22 protein-coding genes are annotated in these 16,686 nt (G+C 59.5%); 17 read left to right on the top strand and 5 right to left on the bottom strand.

What is annotated here, in order from left to right; genetic code table 11:
* Window positions 1-379: 379 nt before the first annotated feature.
* Together GY725_12400 and GY725_12395 are read right to left on the bottom strand one after the other, a co-directional pair.
* Window positions 380-1,348, bottom strand: coding sequence for an endonuclease/exonuclease/phosphatase family protein (locus tag GY725_12400; protein ID MCP4004987.1), 969 nt, complete (start codon window positions 1,346-1,348; stop codon window positions 380-382).
* 93 nt (window positions 1,349-1,441) lie between these two features.
* Window positions 1,442-1,612: a hypothetical protein gene (locus GY725_12395; GenBank protein MCP4004986.1), complete on the bottom strand. Its 171-nt coding sequence runs from the start codon at window positions 1,610-1,612 to the stop codon at window positions 1,442-1,444.
* 1,136 nt (window positions 1,613-2,748) lie between these two features.
* Here GY725_12395 and GY725_12390 point away from each other — a divergent pair.
* The gene (locus GY725_12390) at window positions 2,749-3,510 is read left to right on the top strand and encodes an alpha/beta hydrolase (protein MCP4004985.1); all 762 of its coding nucleotides are present in this window, start codon (window positions 2,749-2,751) and stop codon (window positions 3,508-3,510) included.
* A 15-nt stretch (window positions 3,511-3,525) separates the two neighbouring features.
* On the opposite strand, the gene GY725_12385 is transcribed toward GY725_12390, so the two are convergent.
* Entirely contained in the window at window positions 3,526-4,008 is a 483-nt protein-coding gene (locus tag GY725_12385; GenBank protein ID MCP4004984.1) for a GNAT family N-acetyltransferase, read from the bottom strand.
* Window positions 4,009-4,128: 120 nt separating this feature from the next.
* Here GY725_12385 and GY725_12380 point away from each other — a divergent pair, with 120 nt between their 5' ends.
* The 11 genes from GY725_12380 to GY725_12330 all read left to right on the top strand — a co-directional run bounded on the left by GY725_12380 (window position 4,129) and on the right by GY725_12330 (window position 11,159).
* Window positions 4,129-4,848, top strand: coding sequence for a hypothetical protein (locus GY725_12380; protein MCP4004983.1), 720 nt, complete (start codon window positions 4,129-4,131; stop codon window positions 4,846-4,848).
* 277 nt (window positions 4,849-5,125) lie between these two features.
* Window positions 5,126-5,308, top strand: coding sequence for a hypothetical protein (locus GY725_12375; protein MCP4004982.1), 183 nt, complete (start codon window positions 5,126-5,128; stop codon window positions 5,306-5,308).
* Between the two features lie 321 nt (window positions 5,309-5,629).
* Complete coding sequence (locus tag GY725_12370) at window positions 5,630-5,923, top strand: RNA-binding protein (protein MCP4004981.1); 294 nt, start codon at window positions 5,630-5,632, stop codon at window positions 5,921-5,923.
* Window positions 5,924-6,075: 152 nt separating this feature from the next.
* The gene (locus GY725_12365) at window positions 6,076-6,717 is read left to right on the top strand and encodes a hypothetical protein (protein ID MCP4004980.1); all 642 of its coding nucleotides are present in this window, start codon (window positions 6,076-6,078) and stop codon (window positions 6,715-6,717) included.
* Between the two features lie 160 nt (window positions 6,718-6,877).
* Window positions 6,878-7,258 carry a PilZ domain-containing protein gene (locus GY725_12360; GenBank protein ID MCP4004979.1) on the top strand — a complete coding sequence of 127 codons (381 nt, stop codon included), beginning with the start codon at window positions 6,878-6,880 and terminating at the stop codon, window positions 7,256-7,258.
* Window positions 7,259-7,474: 216 nt separating this feature from the next.
* Complete coding sequence (locus GY725_12355) at window positions 7,475-7,726, top strand: GlsB/YeaQ/YmgE family stress response membrane protein (GenBank protein MCP4004978.1); 252 nt, start codon at window positions 7,475-7,477, stop codon at window positions 7,724-7,726.
* Window positions 7,727-7,869: 143 nt separating this feature from the next.
* Window positions 7,870-8,289: a hypothetical protein gene (locus GY725_12350; protein MCP4004977.1), complete on the top strand. Its 420-nt coding sequence runs from the start codon at window positions 7,870-7,872 to the stop codon at window positions 8,287-8,289.
* A gap of 8 nt (window positions 8,290-8,297) precedes the next feature.
* Window positions 8,298-8,744, top strand: a complete 447-nt coding sequence (locus GY725_12345; GenBank protein MCP4004976.1) for a YkgJ family cysteine cluster protein — start codon at window positions 8,298-8,300, stop codon at window positions 8,742-8,744.
* A 132-nt stretch (window positions 8,745-8,876) separates the two neighbouring features.
* A complete protein-coding gene (locus tag GY725_12340) occupies window positions 8,877-9,677 on the top strand; it encodes a methyltransferase domain-containing protein (GenBank protein MCP4004975.1) in 801 nt (266 codons plus the stop codon).
* 111 nt (window positions 9,678-9,788) lie between these two features.
* A complete protein-coding gene (locus GY725_12335; protein MCP4004974.1) occupies window positions 9,789-10,619 on the top strand; it encodes a GNAT family N-acetyltransferase in 831 nt (276 codons plus the stop codon).
* 72 nt (window positions 10,620-10,691) lie between these two features.
* Window positions 10,692-11,159: an OsmC family peroxiredoxin gene (locus GY725_12330; protein MCP4004973.1), complete on the top strand. Its 468-nt coding sequence runs from the start codon at window positions 10,692-10,694 to the stop codon at window positions 11,157-11,159.
* A 4-nt stretch (window positions 11,160-11,163) separates the two neighbouring features.
* Here the strand turns inward: GY725_12330 and GY725_12325 are convergent, their stop codons facing one another.
* Entirely contained in the window at window positions 11,164-11,769 is a 606-nt protein-coding gene (locus GY725_12325; GenBank protein MCP4004972.1) for an SIMPL domain-containing protein, read from the bottom strand.
* 310 nt (window positions 11,770-12,079) lie between these two features.
* Window positions 12,080-13,309, bottom strand: coding sequence for a hypothetical protein (locus tag GY725_12320; protein MCP4004971.1), 1,230 nt, complete (start codon window positions 13,307-13,309; stop codon window positions 12,080-12,082).
* A gap of 329 nt (window positions 13,310-13,638) precedes the next feature.
* Here GY725_12320 and GY725_12315 point away from each other — a divergent pair, with 329 nt between their 5' ends.
* Genes GY725_12315 through GY725_12295 form a run of 5 tightly spaced genes read left to right on the top strand, consistent with a single transcriptional unit; the run spans window position 13,639 to window position 16,636 of the window.
* Window positions 13,639-13,941, top strand: coding sequence for a hypothetical protein (locus GY725_12315; GenBank protein ID MCP4004970.1), 303 nt, complete (start codon window positions 13,639-13,641; stop codon window positions 13,939-13,941).
* A gap of 46 nt (window positions 13,942-13,987) precedes the next feature.
* A complete protein-coding gene (locus tag GY725_12310; GenBank protein MCP4004969.1) occupies window positions 13,988-14,770 on the top strand; it encodes a DUF4197 domain-containing protein in 783 nt (260 codons plus the stop codon).
* Window positions 14,771-14,785: 15 nt separating this feature from the next.
* Window positions 14,786-15,259: a peptide-methionine (S)-S-oxide reductase MsrA gene (gene msrA / locus GY725_12305; protein ID MCP4004968.1), complete on the top strand. Its 474-nt coding sequence runs from the start codon at window positions 14,786-14,788 to the stop codon at window positions 15,257-15,259.
* A 7-nt stretch (window positions 15,260-15,266) separates the two neighbouring features.
* Window positions 15,267-15,779 carry a hypothetical protein gene (locus tag GY725_12300; protein MCP4004967.1) on the top strand — a complete coding sequence of 171 codons (513 nt, stop codon included), beginning with the start codon at window positions 15,267-15,269 and terminating at the stop codon, window positions 15,777-15,779.
* Entirely contained in the window at window positions 15,776-16,636 is an 861-nt protein-coding gene (locus GY725_12295; GenBank protein MCP4004966.1) for a CPBP family intramembrane metalloprotease, read from the top strand. Before GY725_12300 ends, GY725_12295 begins: the two co-directional genes overlap by 4 nt.
* Window positions 16,637-16,686: the final 50 nt, after the last annotated feature.

Here is a 16,686-nt window from a genome sequence, read left to right as displayed (position 1 = left end):
GCTGCGAAGCGCGATGCATCCGCCTGCGCTGCGTCGCGCGACCCTCTGCAGATCTACGGATCTGCGATCGGATCACGCTTCTTGCTCAGGCGGCGACTCCCGCTTCTCGCTCGAATCCTCCCTGTGCAGAGATTCCCTAGTGGATGGTCTTATTAGGGAGACAGGGGTGCTATACTTCCTATCCGCGGACGAAAAGCACCAACCGCGGTCCGTGCCCACATCCGAGAACGCTTGAACATCGAGCTCGCACGGGAGATCGAGTTCAGGTCACGTCGCAGTTTCTGACCCCCATGCCCAAAGATGCTCGGGGAACGACCCTCGAGGTCGGCATCGAGGGAGGAAGGGCCCGTTCAAACCGAAACGCAGACATTGGCGAGGGTTAGCGGTGAAACTCCACCCACAGGGGGAAGTGGTCGGACATCCGGAATGAGAGCGAGCTGTTGGTGAGGCTCTGGTTCCTGTACACGAGGTCCCGGAAGTCGAAGCCACCAGCACTCACGAAGTCGATATCGAGCCGCCGCTTTCCGCTTCCCGTGGTGAACCAAGCAATTTGATCGTAGAAGGCGTTGTCAGACGGGTCACCTGGATCGTCGTAGATGCTCCTCGGAACATCGTTAAGAGCATCTGGGACTGTCAGCCCGGTTGACGAAAAGGCCTCCCAGAGTGGATCACCACTTCTGTCGATATTGAAGTCGCCCAACACGAGAAGGTTGTGGTGCCACTTCGTGCTTCGACGCGCCCAATCGTTCATCCACTTGGCGATTGCTTTGAGTTCTGGAACGCGATCCTCTGGGGCATCGCCGTACGTGACGTGAAGGGCTACCAGGATGAAGGTCGTTTCACCTGCTCGGAAGCTGACTGCGTAGGGTGTTCTCGCGAACTGTTGCTGCAGAGCATCTTCTCCGATGCCAAGCTGTTCAGGAGGAACGACAAGTTCGGCAGCGAGGCCGGAGGGCTGCACGCGGTCTCGATTGAAGACGAATGCCATTCGCTCGCTGTGACCATCATCTCCGAGAGTGATGTCAGTCATTAGGAACGACCAGGCCGGACCGAAGAACTTCATCATGTCGCGGAGCGATCTGAGGTCGCCTGTGACCTCCTGAACTGCGACAACGTCAAAGCGGGAGATGATCTCAATGATTGCGCGCAGGCCGCGTAGGTCTCGCTTCGGACTATCGCCAGCGGCCGCGGTCCATTTCCTGGTCAGACTACCGAAGGACCGAATGTTCCAGGTCGCAATGAGCAGATTGTCATCGATCTGCGCCGGGATCTGAGCGTCGAGGGCGTCTGACAGGGCATCGAGATCGCCCTGAACGCTCTGAGGCGGGGTGCTAGTGATCGTGGGCATGAAGACCTCCGTTCGTGTCTCCCTGCAGTGTAGACCCGGAGCTCGGTCGGTTCACCAGGTGACTGATGAGCCTCATCGGGCCGGGGCGGTTTACTAGAGGCCGACCTCGAGAAGGGCGACCTCGAACTCCTGGTCGTCCTTCTTCTTGAGAAGGGAGATCTCGTACTCCTGCCTCTGGTCAACGAGCCAGCCATACACCTTCAGTGCATTTCGGAGTACCTCAGCCCGTGAACTTGCGTCGGTGCTGAGAACAAGCTCGTCCAACTGATCCAGTGCTCTGGAACTCATCTCGATCTGGACACGCACTCTTTCTGGCGGTCCGGCTATCGCTGCAGAACGTCCCATATTTCCTCCCATGCCTTTCTGACAGCATTTGCCACGAAGCTGAAGAGAACCAACCGCCTTACCGTCGGTCTAGGCTCCGAAGTTCGAATCGCTACGACTCGCTCTTCTGGTGGATCAATCTCGTCAATGGTGCCGAGATGAAGCTCGGGTTTGCGTCGGTCGTCCCGTTCCGATCGATTGCGTTCCAATGGGTTTCCTCCCGAGGAGAACCCGCCCCGCCCAGCATCTGGGTACTGGCATGTGTCCTCCCACTACGTTGTGCCTAGTGCTTGCCATTCGTAGTCCCCCCATTGACTAGTTCTCACTGTGGTTCCCCGACGATCCGTCGAGGGCCCCGCACTTCTTCGCGAAGCCACACGATGTTGAACGGGTGCATTATGGGAGTATAAAACACTCCCGTCAAGTGAGTATTCGACCAACGATGGGGTTTTCAGTCTGCAACCATGAGGAGGACTGTATGGAGCCGAGCCAGATCACCACGCAGAAGCGAGCCGATCTACTGAGCCAAGCGGGCTTCTTCGTTTGGGTCGCAATTCAGGCCGATCTTGAATACCCGGCAACTGCGTCCATCGAAATCTCGGTTCGCAATTGCACGGATCGGGGCCGAGTCGGGCCTCATTCTCGGTTTGACATAACATCCATACCCGGCGGAAAACGGGGCTTCTTTTCCCTATTCTTAGACCTGCGCAATTGGTCCTGGTAGACCCCATACAGCGGCACCAAGTGTTAACCCAGCCCCTGCTTCTCGACGTACTTCCGGACGGTGTATTTGTCAATACGGTCGATGACATTCACATCATGTTCATTGTGGTTCAGCTTGAGCCATTGAATTTTCTCACAGTAGCTCTGCGGGTTCTTCAGGTTCAGTGAATAGCCGCAGCATTGCTTGAACTTCTTCCGAATCCGTATGCGAACTTGGGTGTGCTACGAGAACATCGATCCGTTCGGAACCGTGCTCTCCCGCCTTCAGCAATAGGCGCTGTCGGATTCTCCCGTGTTGCTGGAACCAGAAATTCCATCGACACGGCAGACCCGGAAGCGGTAAACTGAAGCGAATGAAGTCGCTTCGCATCTGGGCGTGTCTGTTGGTGTTCGCGGTCCTCGGGCCAGGTCCCTCGAGCGTCGATGCGGGTCCGGAAGCGAAGGGTGTCGCTCCCACTTCTGAAACCGTGATGCTCCTGCACGGGCTTGGACGCAGTGACAGAGCCATGCGCGCGATGGAAAACCGACTCACGACGGAAGGCTTCGATGTCGAGAATCTGCGCTATCCCTCTACCCGCCTGGGTCCCGAAGAAATCGTCGAATTGGTGGATCGCGAAATCGACAGCTGTTGTCGCGAGAGCGCTCGTCTTCATTTCGTCACGCACTCTCTAGGCGGCATCGTCGTACGCGCATACCTGGCGACGAATCGGCCGAAGAATCTGGGAAGGGTCGTCATGCTGTCGCCACCCAATCAGGGCAGCGAGCTGGTCGACAAGTTCGACGGTAGGATCTTTCGCTGGATGGTCGGTGAGACCGGTTCGGATCTCGGCACCGATCCGAATAGCCTGCCGAACCGCCTTCCGCCCGTCGATTTTCCGCTCGGTGTGATCGCGGGCACCGCCAGTCTGAACCCGATCGGTTCGGTGTTGATTCCCGGTGACGACGATGGAACCGTTGCTGTCGCGCGAATGCGCGTCGCGGGGATGGCCGATTTTCTGCTCGTGCGGCACTCCCATACGTTCATCATGCAGGCTCCGTCGGTAGCTGCGCAGGCGATTCGTTTCTTGCGCTTCGGTCACTTCGACCACGAGACGCCGCAGGGCGAAGGCCGCTAGCTTTCGACCGGAACTCTAGCCTCGATCGTCGCCAGGTTCCGCGTGAGCGGGGCGGTATTCGTAAAGAAGATCGGGTTCGCTTTCGGGGGGTGGGCTGATTCCGCGTCGCGTCACCACGAATCCGTGCCTCTCGTAGAAGTCCTGCGCGCGGGTGTTTCTCTGATGCGTGAACAGACTCAGGCCGTATGGGAACAATTCCTTGGCTCGATCCAGCAAGGCGCTACCGACACCGCGTCCCTGCCAGTCGGGATCGATGAACAAATGTGAGATGACCGAATCCGACAGGGCCATCATTCCCACGATCAAACCGCCACAGTCCGCAATCCAGACCTGATTCTCGCGTGCGACCGTGTGTTCGAAGAATGCAGCGTCGTCCTCGGGCGAGTGGTTCATGCGTTCTTCGAGCCAGCGCAGTGCATCCCAGCGCGAACGCCGCCAGACGTTGATCACCCCCGCCGATTCGATTGGTTCCATCAGGCGAATGAGCAGATCGTCCATGCCGTCAGTGTATCCTCATTGATCCGGGACGAGAAAATCTCGGCGACCCGGGTTTTCGTCGTCCAGCTACAGCCCTCGATCGCCTCCTGGAGAAACGGATCTGAGTGGTTTCGAGAGTGGATGGCGCAACCGGCTGCTGGACGAAAGCGCTCACCCGATGCATCTTCGAACATCGTGGACAAGGCTTGCAAGATGATCCTGATCGAAGGCTTGCCCGGTTCCGGTAAGACATCGCTCGCAGGATATGCGCAAGAAATCCCGCAACGAAGCGGGATCACTGCCGAGTGGTTCCTGGAAGAGCATCCCGATCATCCCGTGTTTCCGCGCGAGGTGCGGCGCGAACAAGTCCGAAGTGATTTCCCGGAACTCTGTCTGGAACGCTGGCGCAGCTTCGCGGCCGAGTGCGCCAGGAGCGAGCGCATTGTTATTCTTGAAGGATGTGCTTTTCAAACGACCGTTCGCTTCATGTTCGCAAACGGCCTCTCCCTGGACCGGATTAGCGCCTACTACGCTGAATTCGAACAAACTATTGCACCTCTGAGTCCTCGCCTGATCTATTTGTTCCAGGCGGATCCCGGCTCCTTTCTACGCGAAGAGACGATGGCCAGGAGGGGACCGGATTGGACGAGAAAGGTCGCCGACTACACGACCGCGACCCCGTATGCGCGGGAGCGGGGGCTTTCGGGGCTGGGTGGCTTCATCTCTTTCTGGACTGAATACGGGTCCTTTTGCGACAAACTCGTGGAGATCTCTACTCTTCCGCGGATCTGCATCGAGAACTCAGACCAGGATTGGAAAGCAATCCGTTTTCGAACCCGCTCCTGGCTGGAAGTCGAATAGCCGAAGACCTCGATTCATCAGTGTCCGGACTGGCCAGGGGAATATTCAGAAGATTGAAGGATTTTTCACGGCCAGATGCTGCAAATTGTTGCACCTGACCGTGAGACAGGTTGCCACACGGCCTAACATGAACGGGGTGCGTGATTTCAATCCCGTGCTATGATGCGGTTCGCGAAAGCGGTCGCCTGCTCTTGTTAGGCAAAATGGCCCAGCGAAGAGCGCAGGAACGGCGCACGCGGAGCATCGGGCCAACAAACATCGGAAAAGGAGAATTCAAGTGGCTCGGAGACGAGATTGGCCGAATATCATCGAAAAGCTCAACACGCGCCCTCGTCGGCTTCGTTTCGACATGGGATCGCCCGGAAGCGCCCAGGTCACGCGCTGCCGACTCTTGAACGAATGGAACAATCTGGAGGCCTGGACGGTCGGTCAGGTTCTCTATCTGCAACTCGCGAGCTGAGCGAGTTTCAGGTTCTGGCCGCTCCGTATCGGTGAAATCATTGCGAAATCAACCATTTGGAGCGCCGAATCGATGGCCGGCTCGGGCCGCCCGGGGTGCGGGAAAACCCCAGTGGCAGCCCTCAGGGGCCTAGGATAAGCTTCTGCCTTGCTTGGGAATGCTCCTGCCCGATTTCCTTCCGAGTCAATCTCAGTTCGCGGTCGGTTCAAGAACAGTTCGAAGCGATCGACGAGAGCACAGTGCTCGTCGTCAATCATTTGCAAGTGCTTTCGGGTGCTTGCGCGTTTTGACCCGGCCAGACCGGGTCTGGAGTACGGATTCGTGAAGAAGATCTACGTTGGAAATCTATCCTGGAGTGCAACTGAAGCCGACCTGCGCGACCTGTTTGGCGCGTACGGCGAAGTGCAGTCCGCTGCGGTCGTGACGGACCGCGAAACCGGACGTTCCCGGGGTTTCGGGTTTGTCGAGATGGCTCAGGCTGACGCCGAAAAGGCGATCAGTGAGCTCGATGGCCAGGACCACCAGGGTCGTGCTCTGCGCGTCAATGAAGCGCAGCAGAAAGAGCGAGGCGGTGGCGGTGGCGGCGGTGGCGGCGGAGGCCGCGGCCGCTACTAAGAAGCTCGGCGAATATGAAAAGGGGTCTCGCGAAAGTGAGGCCCCTTTTTCTCTAAAGGCACGCCGAGGAGCTGCACATTGCGTTTCCGCACCCAGTTGAAGCGCCCCGATCGCAGGCCCTCGTTCCGCCGGGTCTGATAGGCTCGCGATCGATGGTATGCAAAAAAATCACCAGCTCCAGCGCGCGGCGTGTCGACAAGACCGGAAATCGCGTTCTGTTGTTGATGAGCCTGATTCTGTCGACGGCTCTCGGGAACGCTTGTTCCTACGATACCCTGTCGGTCGAGACCTCGGGCGGGACGACGCACTATTCGCGCAGCTGGGTTGCTCACGAACTCATCGGACGCGGGCGGGTCGGGATGGAAGTCGAGGTCCTGTTGACCAATTCGCGCCTTCCCGTGCTTTTCGATCTGCGCAAGCTATTTGGCCTACTCTCGCCATCGGATATGCTCGGGGAAGGCGAGTTTCTGGTTCGCGTGTTCAATCTCTCTCGACACCCGATAGAGATGAGCGACGTCCGCGTTGCGATCGACGCAATTGCCTTGAGCCAATCGGGTCCGTTCGAGGTTGCACCCGGCGAGCACGTCGAGATTCTCTTGGGGAACACGCCGGTCGGTGCCTACCGAATCGCATTTCCGATCCAGCTATCGGCGAAATTGAACGGTCCGACCTCGCGCGCCAATAGCGCGGCCAGGCGAAGAACTCGCGAGCAGCACAAAGAAGCCAGCTGGCGTCTCGAGCAGCTTCTGGCCGGAGAGATCACCCCCCACGTCTATTTCGCCGCTGCACCGTAGGGCCCGAGGGAGCGGGTAGCGGAGACAGGTCATCACCTGGGTCAGTCTGCGCGCATGAAGCCGGGGGCTCGTCAGGCACAATCTCCTGACCACGCCCCAACTCTTGAGAGGAGGACTCATCCGGACGATACAGATCGGGAACCGAGACGGAGGCTCCTTCTTGCGCTTTGCCTGGGGTCGGAACAAGCTGTCCGACGTGGAGCGGCGTCCAGCACGCCGTGTGCGACCTTCCCGTGTCGCTCCCGTCCGAATTCAGATCATCGGATCGAATTCGATCGATATCCTGCATGCTCGCGATATCAGCGTGACGGGTCTGAGCGTTTATGTCGAACACCGTTTCGCCGGTTGCGACATCGATAAGCCCGTGGAACTCGTTGTCACGCTACCCGGAAGGCGTACATTCGTGACCCGTGGCGTCATCCGGCACGTTACCCGACAGAACGAACCGTCGACCTATTTTGGCGTGGAGTTCAGTGCGCTGTCTTCTCGGCATCGGTCCGAGATCGAAGGCTTCATCCAAGAGAGCCTCGAAGACGCCTGATCTGGCGGTCTTGCACATTCCCTTCGAGAGAGGGAGGACGGATGGCAGAGGGCCGAGCGCCGTTGCGCGCAAGAACTCGCGAGTGCGGTCGCCCGGATTGACGCCCTGTAGCCCGACCTCCAAGCGCATAATCGTGGCGCCATCCATTGCACTGGCCCAGGCCGGGTCTTGAACGGGTAGAATGAACCCGGATTCACACGGATCTGGGGAGTAGACATGAGTTTCATCGCGTGGATTGGCATGGGCTTGCTGGTGGGAGTCCTGGCGAAAGTCATCATGCCGGGGAAGGATCCCGGGGGACTCGTCGTCACCATCCTGATCGGTATCGCAGGTGCCTCGGTGGGTGGTTACCTGGCGACATTGGCCGGAATCGGTGGGCCCGTCACGGGGTTCAATCTGCCCAGTATTGTGACGGCCACTGCGGGCGGGGTGATTCTCCTCTTCGTGTATCGCAAGCTCTTTCGTTGATTGGCGCTGACTAGCGCTGATGGCCGACAGGTAAGGTCGGCAATTGCGCGGAAAACCGCGGTCTCCTCGCCTCTCCGATGGTGCGGATGCCTCGGCACGAATGGGCCGGGTCGGCGGGCGGCCTCGGGCGCGCTGGAGAAGTAGTGGACGCACAAGACCCCTGGATCTGGATTCCCCTGATCGTCCTGGGAGCGATTCCGATCGTCTCGTTTGCTCTGTACGCGCGCTTGCGCAATCAACCGACGATTAACGATTTCACCAGGCCGGAATGCGTGGAGTTCGCAATCCGTCCGGATCCCGGCGAGTGGCTGATGGTGCCACGCGAGCAATACGGCGAACTGTTTCGCTTCTCGAGTGAGTCGTCGAGTCCTGTTTCGGGTTGGGGTGACCATCGGATCTGCATGCGCGACGTCGAGGTTGCCTTCGCCCAGGAGACCGATGAGGTCCAGATTTTCTTTGAAGGTCGCATCGAGAGCCGCGACGCGCGGAAGCTCGCCGAAGAAGTGCGGGATCGTTTGAGTGCGGCGACGGGTACGAATCTGCACCTGGTGGCCGAGTCCTAGATGCAGCGATGAGCGAGAGTCTCTGGTACCGGGAAGGACTGCGCTTTGGCTGCACCCGCTGCGGGAATTGCTGCGGCGGCGAGTCGGGTAGCGTCCGGCTCGATAATGCCGAGGTGAGGCTTCTGGCGCGTCGCTTCGATGTCACGTCAGATGAGTTTCGCGCGATGTACACGGTGATGCGGGGGCGCGCATTGTCGCTCAGAGAGCGGCGAAACCGCGATTGCATCTTCTACGATTCCGGTCTGGGTTGTCGTGTCTACGAAGATCGGCCGCGCCAATGTCGAGCCTGGCCCTTCTGGCGCACAAACCTGCACAGCTCCGATGCCTGGGCCGAAACGGCTGCGCACTGTCCCGGAGTGAATCAGGGTCCGCTGCTCGACGTCGACGAGATCGACGCAATTGCACGCGATGATGGGACCTCCGGTGCCTTGCGATCACACTTGCGAGACGATTGACCAGGACGATCACAGGCGTCGCATTTTCGTGACAGGCTTTCCAAGATCGACCTTCCGAGCCCGTTTTTCCAAGAGCGATTTTCCAGAAAGGGAAGCCGAGTATTTCGGGCGGGAAGGAGGACGGGCAACTCGATGGGTCGAATGGACAACTCCGAGTACGTATCTCGCCAGTATCGCAATGCTTCGAATCTGGATGCGCGGGTCCAACTCTACGATTACGCGACTCGCGAGGGATCGTGGATGAGTTGGCTATTCGACCAACTCGCGCTCAGGTCCGGCGAAGACCTGCTGGAACTCGGTTGTGGATCGGGAAATCTCTGGCGCGAAAATGCCGGGCGCATTCCCGACGATATGAGGATCCTGCTCTCGGATTCCTCCGAAGGCATGCTGGAACAGGCGAGGGAGCGACTGCGAGCTCTGGAGGCCAGGGTCGAATTCCAGCACATCGATATCGCAGCGATTCCGCTCAAAGACGAGAGCTTCGACATCGCGCTCGCAAACCACATGCTCTACCACGTAGCCGATCGCGAACAGGCGTTGCGAGAGGTGCATCGGATCTTGCGCCCGGGTGGACGTTTTTTCGCGTCGACAACTGACTGGACCCATCTGATCGAGATCCGCGAACTATTACAGCGCTTCGAGGTCGATTCGAGTTTCCTCGGTGTGAAGCGTGATGCGTCGTTTTTCGATCTGGAAAACGGTTTTGCTGAAATCGGGGCGCATTTCAAGCACGTCAACCTGAGGCGCCGGCGCGACGAGTTGCAGATCACGAGCGTCTCTCCGCTCATCCGTTACATCCGCTCGACGACCTCTGACGATCCGACGACCGAAGTCAGACTCGTGAGACTCGAGGAACACGTCAAGCATCACATCGAACGGACCGGGGCGTTCCACGTCAATGTCTGCTCTGGGGTGATCGAAGCCGTTCGTTGAAGTCCGGTCCATTCCGTCCGCTTTCCGGGTTCTGACAGTCTCTATCCTCTTCGATGTGCGCCCGGGCTTCCTTGCAGGTCGGGCGAATGTCATGATCCTGTCAGGAGGAAGGTGGGGATTTCTGTGCCGGACGATTTGAGCGCGCTGGATTTCGGGAGAATTGAAAACCGTGAGAAGATCGAAGCCTTCCTGCGCAGGGATGCGGCTGCGCACGTCTACGCCCTGGCCGATCTCGATGACTTCTTCTGGCCCGAAACGATCTGGTACACGGCCTCGACGGGTACCGCGATCCACGCCCTTTGCCTGCTTCTGCACAAGCTCGAGATTCCCGTCCTCTATGCAATATGCCCTCCGAACCACGAGCCGACGCGCCGCCTGCTCGCCGCGATCTGCACCGAGTTGCCCGAGCGCTTCTTCGTGAACCTGGATGCCGGGATGCTCGATGTCTTTGCAGCACGGAACAGCTTCGAGTCGGTAGGCGAGCATCAGAAGATGATCCTGTCGTGCCCGCTGCCGGAAACGCCGGGTGAAGAACCGGAACGCTTGACCGTTGCGGATCTCGATGAGTTGCAGGAGTTCTACGCGCAGCGCGCCTATCGCGGTGCCGAGGCCAGCGGTCGCTTCTTCGAGCCGTATATGCTGGAACTGGGTCCTTATGTGGGGTTTCGCGAGAGCGGCGAACTGATCAGCGCCGGAGGTGTGCACGTTCGGTCGCGCGACTATCGCGTGGCTGCGATCGGGAATATCGCCACCTCGCCCGATCACAGGCGTCGCGGGCTGGGCCGACGCATCACGGCAGATCTGTGTCGGAAGCTGCAGGCAGACGTCGACTACATCGGAATGAACGTCGATGTCGAAAACACTGCAGCGATCCGATGTTACGAGGGACTGGGTTTTCGCCCGGTCAGGCGATATGTCGAAGGCATCTTTACGAGACGCTGACTAGAATGCGAACCGGTTGGCTCCCCCAGGGGCCTCCGGGTCCATCGTTTCAACGTCTTCCAGGAGAATCCGATGTCGGAACACCGTGCTTCGATCTTGTGGACGCGCAGCACAGAAGACTTCCGCTACGAGTCCTATAACCGCGAACATTCCTGGAGCTTCGAGGGGGGTGTACAGGTTCCGGCCTCCGCCGCCCCTGAGTTTCTGGGAACTGCGGACGCGGTGGATCCAGAAGAAGCGTTTGTCGCGTCACTGTCGAGTTGCCACATGCTCACTTTCCTGGCGATTGCGGCGCGCAAACGCCGCACGGTCGATAGCTATCGCGATGCCGCGGTCGGTTTCATGGAAAAGAACGAGGAAGGAAGGCTCGCGATCACGCGAGTCGAGTTGCGTCCACAGATCGAGTTTGGAGGCGAGCAAAAGCCAGGTTTCGAGCAGATCGAGCGCATGCACGAACTGGCCCACGAACAGTGCTTCATCGCCAACTCCGTGAGGACACACGTGCGTATCCTGAACCCGGATCTCCAGGAGATTCCCTAGCCGGTTAGCGCAACTCGATCGTCCCGTTCACGTTGACCGATAGTGTGCTCGTGCCGCCTTCGAACGAAGGTCGCGCTACGTCTGCTTCCATGGAGCGAGCCATTCCGCGAAGGGGCCTCGGGCTTCCGCCACCGCCCGTGTTGATCGAAAGCTGCACCAGTTCGTAGCTGTTGCGGTCGAGGTCTTTCCGCACGTTCTGTGCTCGCGTCTTGAAAGCACCGAGCGCCTCACTGATCAGATCGCTTTCGAGGCTGCGTCTCTTCTTGCGTGAAACCGAGAACTGGATCGAGCGAATCTGAAGACGGCTCTGAAGTTCACCGATCAGTTCGCTCACCGCTTCGACGTTCCCGCTGGCCAGAATCAGATCCTGGCTGCCCCGCCAGCGTACGATGCGGCTCTTGTCGTGAATCGGATAGGTCTGGTACCCGCCCGATTTTACCTCGATGGCCTTTGCGGCTTTCGCAGTTTCCAGTGCCCACGCCATGGTCGTGTTGATCCGATCTGCGAGTTTCGCGGGATCTCTGTCTTCCTCCGTGGTGCCGAGGATGGCGGTGACCCAGTCGTTCTCCACATCGCGTGAGGCTTCGACCTGGAAGCTGACGCGGTTCATCGGGCTTTCCTTCGACTGGGCCGCCACCGTGCCTGGAAGCAGGAAAAGGCATAGGAGCGGGATCGAAGCAGGTCGCAGAAGAGCAGCTCTCATTGTTCCTCCAATCGGACGTGTGTATTGCGGTGCCAGAGTCGGGTGCCGACGATCCACATCAGGATATCGCTTGCGGTATGCCGCTTGCGTATGGAGGCGGTTTCGGCCCGCAAAATTCAAAGGCGGATGCGATGTGAAGCAGGTCGACGCCGCCCCTGGATCGCCCGGTCCTGCGCGGTGAAGTCCCCACGTGCCTGAGCCGTCTTCGATTGCCGCCTCAGATCAATCGCGCGATCAGCGCCGCAAGTGAGTCGATGACTCTCGCGATCAGGCCGCGTTCACGCAATAGACGGGCGTCGATGAGCTGAGACTCACAAGCGTCACGGTCGAAACGCTCGGCAAGCTGGGTGGCGACATCAGCATCTTCGATGATCACGTTGACCTCGTAACTGTGTTCAAAGCTCTGACGGTCCAGATTCGACGATCCAACGACGGCCCAGGCGTCGTCGAATACGGCGGCCTTTCCGTGCCACATCGCTGCGTGGTATTCGCGAACCTCGACGCCGCTATGCACGAGTCGCGGCACGATTGCGCGCGCGGCCCGGCGCAGTAGCGGATGGTCGGTGCGACCCGCGAGCAGCATCTCGACGCGCACGCCGCGCTGGCTGGCGCGTGCGAGAGCCTCGAGCACACTGTGTCCGGGCACGAAGTAGGGGCTTTCCAGACGCACTCGCCGATCTGCGCTTTCCAGCGCCGAAACGACCAGGGAGCGCATGCGCCGACGCCGGTACACCGGGCCGTCGGCGAGCACTGCGCAGCGCGCTTCCCCGCACGGCTGCGGCTCTTCACCGAGCAGGGTTTGCCACGGCAATGCCGGGCCATCCGCGCGGAACCAGCTTTCCAGGAAAACGGCTTCTAGATCCCGAACCACCGGTCCACGCAGTCGCACGTGTGCGTCGCGCCAGCCGGGCCGACCGTTTTCGAGCAGTTCCGAGTACTCGTCGCCGATGTTCAGGCCGCCCGTGAAGCCAATCTCGCCGTCCACGACCAGTATCTTGCGGTGGTCGCGCCGGCGCGGTGCAAAGCGGGGGTACAGAGGCCGCATCGGGTTGAACGCCAGCACTTCCGCACCTGCGGCGCGCAGCGGTGCGAGCGCCAACAAATCGAGTCCGCGCGATCCGAGTGCGTCGTAGAGCAATCGAACATCGAGCCCGTCAGCGGCCTTGCGGGCGAGCGCCTCGAGAAATGCTCGGCCAGTGGCATCGGCGCGCAGGATGTAGGTCTCCAGATGGACGCGCCGTTCCGCCCGTTCGATCGCCTCGAGCATGGCCTTGAGCCCCTCATGCCCGTTGTCGAAGAACTCGACCCGATTGCCTTCAACGAAGCGCAGGGCGTTCGAGCGCACGAGAGCGCGGATCGCTTCCGGGCGCCGCGCCAAACCGTGGCGTTTTGCACCAGAGCGAAGCCGCGCTGCGGCTCGTAGTTCGTCACGTCCCGAATGAGACACTGATTTTCAGAATAGCTAAAATCCCACAACCTGCCGTTGGTGCTCGAAAAATGGAGACAGGCCCGTTCCGGGCCGCTTACAATCGGATCTCATCGACATGAGAATCGTGGTCTGAAGAATGGGTCCGTCTGTATCGAGGTGACGGAGCACCTGCGATACACCCGAAACGCGGCCCTCGGGGTTGCCAGAAATTCTCGATTCGCGTTCACGAACGCCAGACCCATTCTTCAGACCACAACTAAAAGGTAGTTAGAACCATGGAACCCGAAGATAACGTCCCGGCGGAAACGGCATCAGAAGAGGCGTCCAGCACAGGACTCGATCCGAACCTGGCGGGTCTCTTGACCTACCTGTTTGGATTTCTGACTGGCCTCCTGTTCCTGATTCTGGAGAAGAAGAATTCATACGTTCGCTTCCACGCCATGCAATCGACGCTGACCTTCCTGGGCCTCTTCGTGCTGAACATCGTGTCGGGTTTCATCCCGTTCCTGGGTGGGTTGATACGCCTGGTCGCGACCCTCGGCGGCGTGGTGATCTGGATCCTGCTCATGATCAAGGCGTTTCAAGGCGAGCGGTACGAACTGCCCATCGTCGGCGAGGTTGCAGCGGAGCGAACCCGGACCTCGGGCTGAGCCGGGCGGCGTTCTTTTTCGCCTCAGCGGAGGAGTCCGCGGGCGAGTGGTATGCTCCGGTTGGAAATGGCTTCTCGACGGGACGGTGATGGACGTCTATGGAAAGCTGCGGAGGAGCGTCACTCCGCTTTTTCTGGTCTTTGGCTTGGTCGCCTGTGCGGACCTCGATCCGAACCTGGTGGCGGACGTGCTGTCTGCCGCTATGGGAACAGATGCGGGCGGAGTGCTCGATGAGCGCACCGTCGTCGCCGGTCTCAAAGAAGCTCTGCAACTCGGAACCCGGCGGACGGTCGCATCGACCTCGGCTGAGGGAGGCTTCGCTCGCAACCGGGTGATCCATATCGAGACCCCGGAACAACTCCAACCCATGGCCCGGGCTCTGCGGGCTGTGGGATACGGACGAAAGGTCGACGAACTGGAAGGCGCCATGAACCGCGCCGCTGAACTCGCAGCCGGTGAGGCGACGGACGTGTTCTGGAACGCGATCGCGCAGATGTCGTTTGCCGACGCCTACGGCATCCTGAACGGCGAGCAGACGGCAGCCACCGACTACTTTCGCGATCGCACATCTGCGCAACTCACCGACCGTTTCCGCCCGATCGTCGACGCCAAGATGAAAGAGGTCGGGCTTTATAATGCCTACCAGAGTCTCTCGAATGCCTATGCGGCGTTGCCGATGAAATCCAGGCCCGTACTCGACCTGCAGCGCTACGTGACGGACAAGTCGATCAGCGGTCTGTTCTTCGTTCTGGCACAGGAAGAGGTGAGAATTCGCGAAGATCCCAGCGCACGGACGACGGAACTCTTGCGCAAGGTATTTGCTCGTTAGCTGAAGGAGGACAGAGTGTCCGAACACAATGAATCTGCAATCTTCGCAGCAGGATGCTTCTGGGGTGTCGAGGCGAGTTTCCGCAAGCTGGACAGCGTTTTCGCGACGGCTGTCGGCTACATCGGAGGAAATCTGTCCAGCCCGACCTACGAAGACGTGTGTAGTGGGCGCACGAACCACGCCGAAGCGGTCCGGGTCGAATTCGACTCGAGCAAGATCAGCTACGAAGAGTTGCTCGAGGTATTCTGGAACTGTCACGACCCGACGACCGAGAATCGCCAAGGCCCCGACGTCGGTACCCAGTATCGCTCGGGGATCTTCTTCCTGAATGCTGCCCAGAAATTGGCGGCAAAGCAGTCGAAGGCGAAACTCGAAGCCTCCGCTCGTTTCGCGCGTCCGATCGTTACCGAGATCACGCAAGCCGCGGAGTTCTGGCGCGCCGAGAACTACCACCAGCAGTACTTCGAGAAGAACGGCCTGGGCCACTAGAGTCTTGGTGATTACTCTCGCCCAGGCCCGCGACCGCGTGGAGGCCGAGATCCGCTCACGGCAATCCAATCTCTGGCCAGGGGATGATTTCCAGATCGCAGATGACGATACACTCGAGCGCGAGTGGGGCTGGGTGTTCTTTTATCAGTCGCGGCTTTGGATGGAGACAGGAGAGTCCCGCTACCGCTCGGCAGACAACGGCCCGATGATCGTCAACCGCTTCGATGGGACAATTCACTCGACCGGTACGGCCCACGAACCCGACTACTACATCACGCGCTATGAGACGGAATACGAGAGAGATCGTCTCGGCTGGTGCCTCGTGCTGATCGAACTATCGATCGGGGATCCCGAGCATCTTCAGGCATTGCGCGAGACCCTGGATCTCAATGCAGACGAAGTTCGAAGCCTGAACCGGCGTCTTCCCTCCGTCGTCATGACTGGACCCCGCGTCGAAATGGTCCACTTTGCCGAAGTGTTGACGACGGCTGGAATTCGAGTGGAGACCCGCAGAGCTTGACCACATCCGATACCCGCATCAAAGGCCTGGTCACACGAAATCCCATTCTCGTCTTTGTTGGCCTCACTTTCGGGATCAGCTGGCTCTCGGCATTTCTCTCCCATCCGCTCGCCGGTCTGCCCGATGTTCTTGCGAAGTTTTTCGGCTATCTCGCGAAGTTCGGTCCGAGCCTTGCCGCACTGATCGTCTTCGCGTTGCGCGGCGGGGCTGCGGCGGTAAAACGGTTCCTGGCTCAACTCCTGGACTGGCGAGTCAAGCCTTATTGGTTCCTTCTGGTGCTCTTTGGGCCGTTCGCGATCTGGGTGCTGGCAGCGTTTCTTCGTTTTTCGACGGGAGACCTGACTCCGGAGTTTGAACTTGCAGGTCTCGCATCATTCGCACCGCTTCTGCTCAAGCACGTTTTCCTGGGTGGCGGTCTCGGTGAGGAGTTGGGTTGGCGAGGACTCCTTCTGCCGGAATTGCAGGCAACCAGGAGTGCGCTCTCCGCCGCCCTGCTAGTCGGTCTGATCTGGGGTATCTGGCATTTCCCCGCTTTCCTCCTGCCTTCATCCGGGAAAGACGGTGCGAGTCTGAGTACGATCGGCCTGTTTACACTGCTGACCATCGCCCTCTCGGTCATCTTTACCTGGGTGTTCAACAGCACGCGAGGGAGTCTGCTGCTCGTTGTTCTACTGCACGGTGCGTTCAATGCCGGGGAGAACTCCCTGAAGATGGGGATTCCGATTCTCCAGGGCGACGCGATGGCGACCCTGCTCTACGGAGGAATGATCCTGACGCTCGCAGTTCTCTTGATCAGTATCGCCGGTTCGCGCAGGCTGACACGCGTTCTTGCGAACGCCCGTGAGCCGGCGGACTGAGGCAGGGAATCTGACTCTCGGCCGGACCTCTCGACTGCTCAATCACCCCG

This window comes from bacterium (assembly GCA_024226335.1).
Lineage (GTDB): Bacteria > Myxococcota_A > UBA9160 > SZUA-336 > SZUA-336 > JAAELY01.
Note: the sequence above shows the minus strand (reverse complement) of the source record. Positions and strands in the feature narration are given on the sequence as shown.

What these genes read in the sequence shown, in the direction of transcription:
- GY725_12400 (MCP4004987.1), bottom strand. Translation starts at nt 1,348, where the DNA reads ATGCCCACGATCACTAGCACCCCGCCTCAGAGCGTTCAGGGCGATCTC.
- GY725_12390 (MCP4004985.1), top strand. Translation starts at nt 2,749, where the DNA reads ATGAAGTCGCTTCGCATCTGGGCGTGTCTGTTGGTGTTCGCGGTCCTC.
- GY725_12385 (MCP4004984.1), bottom strand. Translation starts at nt 4,008, where the DNA reads ATGGACGATCTGCTCATTCGCCTGATGGAACCAATCGAATCGGCGGGG.
- GY725_12380 (MCP4004983.1), top strand. Translation starts at nt 4,129, where the DNA reads ATGGCGCAACCGGCTGCTGGACGAAAGCGCTCACCCGATGCATCTTCG.
- GY725_12365 (MCP4004980.1), top strand. Translation starts at nt 6,076, where the DNA reads ATGGTATGCAAAAAAATCACCAGCTCCAGCGCGCGGCGTGTCGACAAG.
- GY725_12355 (MCP4004978.1), top strand. Translation starts at nt 7,475, where the DNA reads ATGAGTTTCATCGCGTGGATTGGCATGGGCTTGCTGGTGGGAGTCCTG.
- GY725_12345 (MCP4004976.1), top strand. Translation starts at nt 8,298, where the DNA reads ATGAGCGAGAGTCTCTGGTACCGGGAAGGACTGCGCTTTGGCTGCACC.
- GY725_12340 (MCP4004975.1), top strand. Translation starts at nt 8,877, where the DNA reads ATGGGTCGAATGGACAACTCCGAGTACGTATCTCGCCAGTATCGCAAT.
- GY725_12330 (MCP4004973.1), top strand. Translation starts at nt 10,692, where the DNA reads ATGTCGGAACACCGTGCTTCGATCTTGTGGACGCGCAGCACAGAAGAC.
- GY725_12325 (MCP4004972.1), bottom strand. Translation starts at nt 11,769, where the DNA reads ATGAACCGCGTCAGCTTCCAGGTCGAAGCCTCACGCGATGTGGAGAAC.